Here is an 8688-nt window from a genome sequence, read left to right as displayed (position 1 = left end):
ACTGGATACATATTTCAGAGAATTTCTTATTTGGTGTACTATACATAGCTGCACTTCTGCACTGGGAAATACACTGTTGATGGCTGCAGGAAAGCTTTTTAGCCCATCTACACATGCAATCAGAATATCTTCTACTCCTCTTTCTTTGAGGTTATTTAGCACTTCCAACCAAAAGTTAGCTCCTTCACTTTCAGCCAAATAAAAGCCCAGGACTTCTTTTCTGCCATTTTGGTCTATGCCCAATATATTGTACATACATTTACTTACGCAATGTCCATCCTCCTTGACCTTAAAGAACATCCCATCCATAAATACTATCGGGTATACTGATTGCAGTGGACGACTACGCCATTCATTGATTATAGGCAGTAATTTGTCGGTAATACTTGATATCTCTGCTACCGATATTTTGTGATCATAAATTTCCTCAACGTGTGACGCTATATCTCTATAGCTCATACCACTGGCAAATGTGCTCAAAATCTTCGTTTCAAGCTCTGGATGTAAGCTTGTTTGCCTTTTTTTGACTATTTGCGGCTCAAAACTTCCTTCTCTATCTCTTGGCGTTAACAGCTCAAATGAACCTGCACTTGTACGTAAAGTCTTTCCATTCCTCCCATTTCTGCGATTATTTTCTTCACTTTCAGCTAATAAATGGTTTTCTATTTCACCTTCTAGACTCGCCTCCAGCAGCTTTTTTATAAATGGTGTTAATGCTCCCTCCTTTCCTGTCAACGGTCTTCCTTCTCGTATAGACGACAGGATATTTGTTTCCAACTCTTTATAATCTACCAATCCGTTAGTTCTGTTTACTACTTTTTGACTCATTGTCAAACCTCCATTTTTAAATTGATATAAATTACTTTTTTTCGGTTTGACACACTTTTTTGAACATTCCCTAAAATCGAAGATCTTGATATATATTAACAAACAGTGAAAAGCAGGAAAATCTTCCCAGTAAGGAATGACAAGTTACTTGTGAGTTTAGTTCAAAATTTTAGTTAATAAATTAACTTATATTGACTTATATAAAAATATTAGTTACACTATTAGTAGTTTATTAATAAAAGAGGCTAACATTATGACAGATTTTATAGATTTTTTCAATAATGATTCAGAATTTGTTGATGATAATTCTTATTATGAGGTACACAAATATAATAAAGATGGTCAGCATATTAAAGATGATTTTTACTTATACTCGCTGAGTCTCCACGCGTGTGGAAATGAAGATGAAAATTTATCATTTTTTCATAAAGATCATGAGAGAGAATCTCTTATATGGCTAGACAAAGAGCATTTGCAAATATCAGAGGGTAGCTGGAGAAGCGGGAGCTATTATAGTGATCTTTTGAATTCTGACTATGTGGTAAATGATGTAACTTTGGATAAAAACATAGTAGAATTTAATGTAACTCCAACTGTAGAGAGCTACTCACAAGAGGTAAATAAAATTGTAATCTCGAAAATCGGTGCTTGAAGAAAGGTAATTTATAACCCTTGGCCTTGCCTAAAAATCTGTTATTTTAACCTAGAGCACTTGTACTTCTCCTATTTCCACTTGACTTGCTATGCTGCACTGAGTGACTTGAGTTGATACTAGCGCCCTGATTTTCTGCATAACCTTCTCTACAGGAATTTGACGAAGAGTTTACTATATCGCCATACTCTAAATCTTTTACTGCTTCCAATGCTGCTTCCTCAATTTTTTCAGATAAGCTAACTCTTTCAGAAGACTGACAAAGCTCTCTAGATCGTTCAAAATACCCTTGTTTTATAGCTTGATTAACTGATAAACCTCCTAATAAGCAATTTTCCCCTATTTCTTCGTTACAGCTTTTCAATTTCTCTAACTTTTCTTGATCTCTTACTTCTATCCCTATGAGATTTTCATCCTCCTCATCAAGATATAATTCAACTTCTAACTCCCCCAAGCTGGTGTAGAAAGTTAACACTATACCGTCACTACCTGCAATGTCAGTGTAATTTCTGCTTTTTTCTTCAAATTCAACTATTACTTTACTTTCTCCTATCTCCAACTCGCAGACTTCTAATTCTAGATTTTCCACCTCCAATTCATTTGTAATTTTTACAACCTCAACAATACTACCTTGTGGATACTTTATATGAGAATATATATTATCTATGCTTATTTCTAACTCATCTTGAATTTGTTTGTTTTTGTTCACAATGCTTTCATACGCAGCACTTTTTAGCTGATCCATAATGTATTTACATTCACCAAAAAGACATTTATCAAACTCTTTCTCTTCATCTTCATGAAACCCTTTACTACGAGGATTTATAAATCCCATAGTTGCATGTGATATCCTATCGTTATAGAAAAAATCTCGCTGCACTTTCCCGCCTTTTAATAGTAAATTTTTAACAATATCTTGTATAATACTCACACTTTCTTCATCTGTTGCTAGATCTTCACTATAATAAATAAATTTGCCAGAGGTTACTTCTGTAACCTCTTCAAGAACATCTAGCACTCTCCTAAGTATTAAATTCACTACAGTTGTTCCATTGTCGCCACAATATGAGTTCAACTTTATTCCCTTTTTAAGATAATTATTTACTACACATCTAATTTCTTCTAGAGCACCCCTTACCCAAATTTCTTCAGACTTTTGTGTAATTTCTTTTATTAGAACACCCCTTAGAGTATTACCTTCTCCATACTTTTGTGTAACTTCTTCTATTAGAGCATACTTTAAAGCATTCTTTGTCCAATCTTTTCCATACTTTCTTATAATTTCTTCTATTAGAGCATCCTTTGTCCAATCTTTTCCATACTTTCTTGCAATTTCTTCTATTAGATCATCCTCTGTCCAATCTTTTCCATACTTTCTTATAATTTCTTCTATTAGATCATCCTTTGTCCAATCTTCTCCAGACCTTTGTATAATTTCTTCTATTAGATCATCCTCTGTCCAATCTTTTCCATACTTTCTTGCAATTTCTTCTATTAGATCATCCTTTATCCAATCTTCTCCATACTTTTGTATAATTTCTTCCATTAGAACATCCTCTGTCCAATCTTTTCCATACTTTCTTGCAATTTCTTCTATTAGATTATCCTTTGTCCAATCTTTTCCAGACTTTTGTATAACTTTTTCTATTAGATCATCCTTTAGAGCATTCTTTGTCCAATCTTCTCCATACTTTCTTATAATTTCTTCTATTAGATCATCCTTTGTCCAATCTTTTTTATACTTTTGTGTAATTTCTTCTTTAATTTCCTTATACTTTTGCTTACTTTTCTCCTGTCTATTTTCCATTTCCTTATAAAACTCTTCAACCAATAAACTCTCTTCATCAGTCAAAGGGTTATCTGAATCATAGCTTGAGTTCGAGTCTTCCCCTGAGTTTAAATTGCTTAGAGCAGTATTTGGCTGTGAATCCCGATACTCTGAAGAATAATAACTTTTTGAGCTAGTTTGTTCTGCGTATTCCACACATCGCTTGTTTTTTACCTCACTACTCATAGCATGTACCTCATCTTTGATGTTTATTGTAACATGCAAGCGAAAATTAACAAGAAAAACATCCTGTCTACCAGCTTAATAGTTTCATCTACCCATTTCTGGTCCGTATAAGTTCTCCACGTTCACATTGTTCATGTTGCCATTGGGTTCTGCAGCTTGCAATAGAGCTTGGCTGTTATTAAGGTTAGCAAAATGCAAAGCAACATTTCCATTATTATCCTGTATACTAGTGTCTGCTCCGTTATCTAGTAGAACTTTTAGTGCATCTAAATGCAAAGGAGTCATCCCACTTAGATCCTGTGGTATCAGATAGAAGTGCAACTATACAGCTGTAATTCCCTAGAGCAGCATGATGTACAGGACTCCACTCACCATCGCTCTCACTAATAGTTGCATAATTGTTATTATTATCTTCCGCACCAAAAAACTCATCATCATGCTGTTCTTCAGTAGCTAATCCACCAAATGGCTTTTTTGCACAAACCTGCTTACTCTCTAAGATATATTCTAACACCATATTCCCTCAATCTATAAATATATTATGCACAATAATTAGCATGAATAAAAGCTAATGCAAGCATAACTTTTCTAATTTTCGTGTTTTTTAGAGAGTTGTGTTCTCCTACTGTAACTTCATATGACTTTGAGCCTGCTATCTTCTTAATTAGCTATGCAACAAGGCTGTTTCCGGACAACTTCGAAAATGTTAGGGCAAACTGCCATATACATTTTACCAGTACAATCTATTATACACTTAATTTGATATGTAAATTCTCAATAACCCTCATCTGCCAGGAAGATCATCTGCAGAACTGTGTCCTAAGTTGTCCCTTATACGAAGAACATCCTTAACTGATATAAGAGTATCTGGCCTCTGCGCACGATCATTCCATATAGCGTACGATAAAACTACTGTGTCTCCATCGGTAATACGCTTATATCCTCTACATTGCAAATAACTATTTAACTGATTATTTGCCTCTTGTTTTTTATCCTGTAGTTCGCCCGTGCCAGCAAACTTTAACTCTATCCCAATTGGATGAACACCACCTCCACTTTCTACAGACCGTAACAACACCAAATCTATCTTCTCTCCTCCTCCCAACTGGAATTCTATAATTACCCTAGCAGGATTATTACAAGTATAAAACAATCCGTGCAACACAGAATGAAACCCAACCTCTTGGGCGTTATTTCTATTCACTACCCACTTTAACGGAAATAGCACATTAGAAATTGCTTGAAATAATCCCTTGTGCCTATTCACATCTTGCCAACCGGTATTCATCATGACATTTGCAGTGTTGTGTACATTACTACCACCACCTACTGGTAAAAGCTCACCTTGAAAAGACTGATTGCCCTTATGCTGTAGATAATCGGCAGGTGATTGAAATTGTGTCACATTAACGGCTAAACCAAGATCATCCTCAGCTCTTCTACTTGGATTCAATGTGCACACCACTTCATATACTCTAGCATCTGGCCAACGTGACAAGTCTAGGCCTTGTAGGGGAAATTGGTGAGCTAACGCGTGACGAATATCAAGCACAAAAACTCCTTCTTCTCCTGCCCATAACGCTCGTAAAACCATAGTTAAGGCACGATCCCCAACATTTACTTGTGCTACTCCTCCATGTCGACCTCGCATCCTATCATCATCATGGTATTGAAACAAGTACTTATCTACATATACCTCACTTCCATCTTCCAACTCAATTCTTCTTTTTGCAAACGCAGCACTTGCAAAAGTAAATCTAGTTGTGTAGGAAAATACTCTGCTGTTAGTACCTCTAGTGTCAGGCACAGCAGGCACACCAAAAGATGGATATAGTAAATAGTTTCTAACACTCTCTTGAATTTCGGCCATAGATCCATTAAACAGCCTTTCTACTAAAGAAGATTCTCTTTCCAAAAAGCTTTGAGTACTAAGCTGTAAACGTTCGTTGTTATCTAAATCAAAATTTAATCCTACACAAACAGCATCATCCGATGAGGTGTGGATGGATATAGATGAAACAGGACATCTTGTAACGTAATTTTCAGCCTGTGCCAACGCTCGATCAGCACATCTGTCTCTTGTTTGCCCTGCCTTGAGTTCAATTATAATAGGAACAGAATCTATCAATCGTTGTACACCACGTACAAGAAAAGTAATATCTGTATATCCACCCCCCACAAATAACTCAAGGTAAATACCAGCTGTATGACGATACCTAAAATTCATCAAAAATCCTGACAGAAAACCATGATAGTCTGACTCCTTGCCATTGAAATCTAGTACCTGATTGTACCTATTGTAGAGATTAATTATGTACTGCAAAACATCATCAATAGTATCAACAACATCATCTGCATTATTACTTGCCAGATCTCCTAATAGACCTGACAGGAAACCTTGTTGTATACCAAAGGTCCTGGTGATCTCTTCAAAACCACCATCGCATGGAGATGCTGAATTTCCAGTAAATGCATTTCCCTCACGAATTTTTACACATCTTATTTCTTCCTCTTCTCCTTGATTTTCTGCCCATGCAAATGTTTTATACTCTTCCCATGCAAACCGCCTAGCCCGTAATGCAACATTCTGCTGTTGTAAATTATTCTCTATCCACAATTTCTCTTGCTGACTAAATCTTGAACCAAAACTATTTTGTCTATCGGCAATAGTAAAACATCTTACAATTCTGTAACCTCTTCTATCTCTGTCATTAGTTAATACAGCAACCTTTAAATTTCCTTTTCTAGGTCTACCTGGATCATTGTCAAAACGAAAATAAATTTTTTCATTATCTGCAACATCAGAATCAAACGCAGTAGCAAACATACCAAAAAAGAATGCAGGGAAAAAGCGACCCTTACCAACCGAGTGCAAGAAAGATGGACATTGATCCAAGAAAGACTCAAACCTTTCTGTAAACTCCCGACAATTTCCATCTAACAAATTTCTAATGAATCCGATATTTTCACCATTGTTATGCATAAAACACCTCTACTTACTATGACCAGACGAACCACTAATACCAGGGGCTTCTAACATGGACTGCGGATCACCAAAGCCACTGTGGGGAATAGGTACCTTATCTAACTCAGAAAACAATCCTTCTGCCAGCTTACCATAATCAACACCACTCTTCATACCAGTTCTACCAACTGTTTTTAGGTTGCTAATTAAATAATTTTTAAAACTCACAAAATCCTCCTGTGTACAATACTTTTTTGCAAACTGTAAAATCTCTAACACCTCGTCTTTTTTTCCAGTATCACCTGAAGCACGACCGCGCTCCCAATCTACAATTAATCCGGCAAGCATGCGTTTGATTGGGACTCTACCATTCGAAAAAACAGCAGCCTTTTTATGCTCATTAAAGCGATTGCACCTCCAAATATCCATAGTAATTGATCTAGCTTGGGCACTTAACTCAGGATTTTCCAATATCACATTTGAAAACGAGGAAAGGAGGAGTCCATAATCATGATGTGAAAGTATTTTGTCTGCAGGTACTGAAACTTCTTCATAGCACCAGCGCTTCATTATATCTTGAACTGTATCAAGAAAACTCCAACGTATCAAACCATTAAGAAGTGAATATACTCCTTGATCTTTTTCTAACAACTTAAGCAACAGCTCATGTTTTGCTGGATCATCCATTTTATACAGGCAAAAATCTAAAACGGTAGCACGATTGTAGTTACATTGAACAGTGGACAAGGTAATAACCGCATTAATAATTTCCTCTTCTCTTTCTTGCTCGTTTAAGCGGTTATAGAAATATTCCACTCCCTCGCTCCATTTAAGATCTACAGCTTCTCGGAATCCATCTATATCACTGTATTCTTTTAATTTTAATTCTTCAGATTCTCTATCAATCCAAAAACTAGATACAGGATCATAATTTTCCATAGAGTCTAACAGATCACTTCTTATATACTTATCGTTGCTGGCCGCAGGTCCACCATCATCATCTACTGCATCAGGAGAAAACCTGCTCTTGTGAAGGTCGAACTTTTCCTGAAAAAGGTCTTTAATTTTTTCTTTCACGCAATATCTACATGCCATTTTATATCTAGAAAACGGATTTTCTATCCCATTTATGCTTTCTTCAGTTAGCCTTTGTCCTAGGCTAGTGTTATTCAACTTTGCACCCGACCAACAACTCTCATCGCGAAACATGTTGTATAAGAATTGTAGCTTATCACCTTCGAGAGATTTCACTTGCCTAATATAGGTCTTCACCCATCTTTCAATAGCTAAACGCCTTTCAGCAGCAATTTGGGAATCTGTATGTTCAATAACACTTTGTAACTTATTAAGTACTGCAGCATGACGTTCTGTTATTCTTGGCATTGCACTCTCCATATAAAAATATTTATGGGATTATGTAAAAGTTAGAATTAAATAACAACCTAAAATTACTGAGGATAAAAAAAACTTCATGGAAAACATTTTCTATATTGAACAGATATAAAAATTCTATTGGAATTTACAGGAAATACCATACTCCTCAGCGTCATAAAAATTTTAAATGTTTACTTTGTTTAAAAAGAAAATAGATCGTATATTTGTGAGAACAAGCCAAGTAAAAATAGGGTTGTGAAAATGGAATTTTGAAATCTTTGCAACAAAATTAGGCAAAACAGTTCGTACGTAGATTTAGTGAAAGTGAGCCAATATAGCTGATTTTAGCGTATAGTAAAATTATTATAAATAAAAGTTCGAATGTATCACGTGGTAGACCATTCCATCCCAAAACGAAAGATTCTCACCGCCCTTGGTTTTGAGCGCTGGAAATGGTTGTATTATTTAAGTTATTAATGAAATATATTGCTAGATTAATATTAGTTTATTTTAGAATTAAGGTAGATTTATAAAAAACAGAATTTAAAAAAGACCTTATATTAAGCCTATTAAGAGCCTTTTTTAAAAATTACTTCAGATTAAAAAATTTTTTCAAATTAGGGGTTGACAAAATTTAGAGATAGGATATCTTGCCTAAAATGGTATTAGACTACTATGGTGTATGCTTAAGTGTACTAGTTTCCATGTTTTTCCATTCATAGAGGGGTGATTATGCTGCGTTCAGATATTCCAAAAGTTTTATTTTCGTCTATTAAAGAGGATGATCCCTATAGAACATCTAAGCTTTTTCAAATTGAACGCTGGTGCTATGCAAATTGGGATTTGCACAAAAGG

7 protein-coding genes are annotated in these 8688 nt (G+C 35.4%); 1 reads left to right on the top strand and 6 read right to left on the bottom strand.

Annotated features, from left to right (window positions below; all coding sequences use genetic code 11):
- A partial coding sequence (locus Wcon_RS10760; RefSeq protein WP_114516781.1) for an IS256 family transposase occupies nt 1–828 on the bottom strand: 828 nt, incomplete at its 3' end.
- Between the two features lie 253 nt (nt 829–1081).
- On the opposite strand from Wcon_RS10760, the gene Wcon_RS10755 reads away from it, so the two are divergent.
- The gene (locus Wcon_RS10755) at nt 1082–1480 is read left to right on the top strand and encodes a hypothetical protein (RefSeq protein ID WP_114517987.1); all 399 of its coding nucleotides are present in this window, start codon (nt 1082–1084) and stop codon (nt 1478–1480) included.
- A gap of 46 nt (nt 1481–1526) precedes the next feature.
- Here Wcon_RS10755 and Wcon_RS10750 read toward each other — a convergent pair whose 3' ends face one another.
- The 5 genes from Wcon_RS10750 to Wcon_RS10730 all read right to left on the bottom strand — a co-directional run bounded on the left by Wcon_RS10750 (nt 1527) and on the right by Wcon_RS10730 (nt 7842).
- Entirely contained in the window at nt 1527–3494 is a 1968-nt protein-coding gene (locus Wcon_RS10750; RefSeq protein ID WP_114517657.1) for a hypothetical protein, read from the bottom strand.
- An 84-nt stretch (nt 3495–3578) separates the two neighbouring features.
- A complete protein-coding gene (locus Wcon_RS13230) occupies nt 3579–3779 on the bottom strand; it encodes an ankyrin repeat domain-containing protein (protein WP_410543460.1) in 201 nt (66 codons plus the stop codon).
- A complete protein-coding gene (locus Wcon_RS10740; RefSeq protein WP_147269166.1) occupies nt 3736–4008 on the bottom strand; it encodes a hypothetical protein in 273 nt (90 codons plus the stop codon). Before Wcon_RS10740 ends, Wcon_RS13230 begins: the two co-directional genes overlap by 44 nt.
- A 270-nt stretch (nt 4009–4278) precedes the next feature.
- Nucleotides 4279–6477 carry a hypothetical protein gene (locus Wcon_RS10735; RefSeq protein ID WP_114517660.1) on the bottom strand — a complete coding sequence of 733 codons (2199 nt, stop codon included), beginning with the start codon at nt 6475–6477 and terminating at the stop codon, nt 4279–4281.
- A 9-nt stretch (nt 6478–6486) separates the two neighbouring features.
- Complete coding sequence (locus Wcon_RS10730; protein ID WP_114517661.1) at nt 6487–7842, bottom strand: hypothetical protein; 1356 nt, start codon at nt 7840–7842, stop codon at nt 6487–6489.
- Nucleotides 7843–8688: the final 846 nt, after the last annotated feature.

This window comes from Wolbachia endosymbiont of Cylisticus convexus (assembly GCF_003344345.1).
The sequence above is the reverse complement of the archived record's forward strand: the minus strand, read 5'-3'. Positions and strand labels throughout refer to the sequence as shown.

Excerpts from the sequence above, each read along its gene's own strand:
- Wcon_RS10755 (WP_114517987.1), top strand. The coding sequence starts at position 1,082 with ATGACAGATTTTATAGATTTTTTCAATAATGATTCAGAATTTGTTGAT.
- Wcon_RS10750 (WP_114517657.1), bottom strand. The coding sequence starts at position 3,494 with ATGAGTAGTGAGGTAAAAAACAAGCGATGTGTGGAATACGCAGAACAA.
- Wcon_RS13230 (WP_410543460.1), bottom strand. The coding sequence starts at position 3,779 with ATGACTCCTTTGCATTTAGATGCACTAAAAGTTCTACTAGATAACGGA.
- Wcon_RS10735 (WP_114517660.1), bottom strand. The coding sequence starts at position 6,477 with ATGCATAACAATGGTGAAAATATCGGATTCATTAGAAATTTGTTAGAT.
- Wcon_RS10730 (WP_114517661.1), bottom strand. The coding sequence starts at position 7,842 with ATGCCAAGAATAACAGAACGTCATGCTGCAGTACTTAATAAGTTACAA.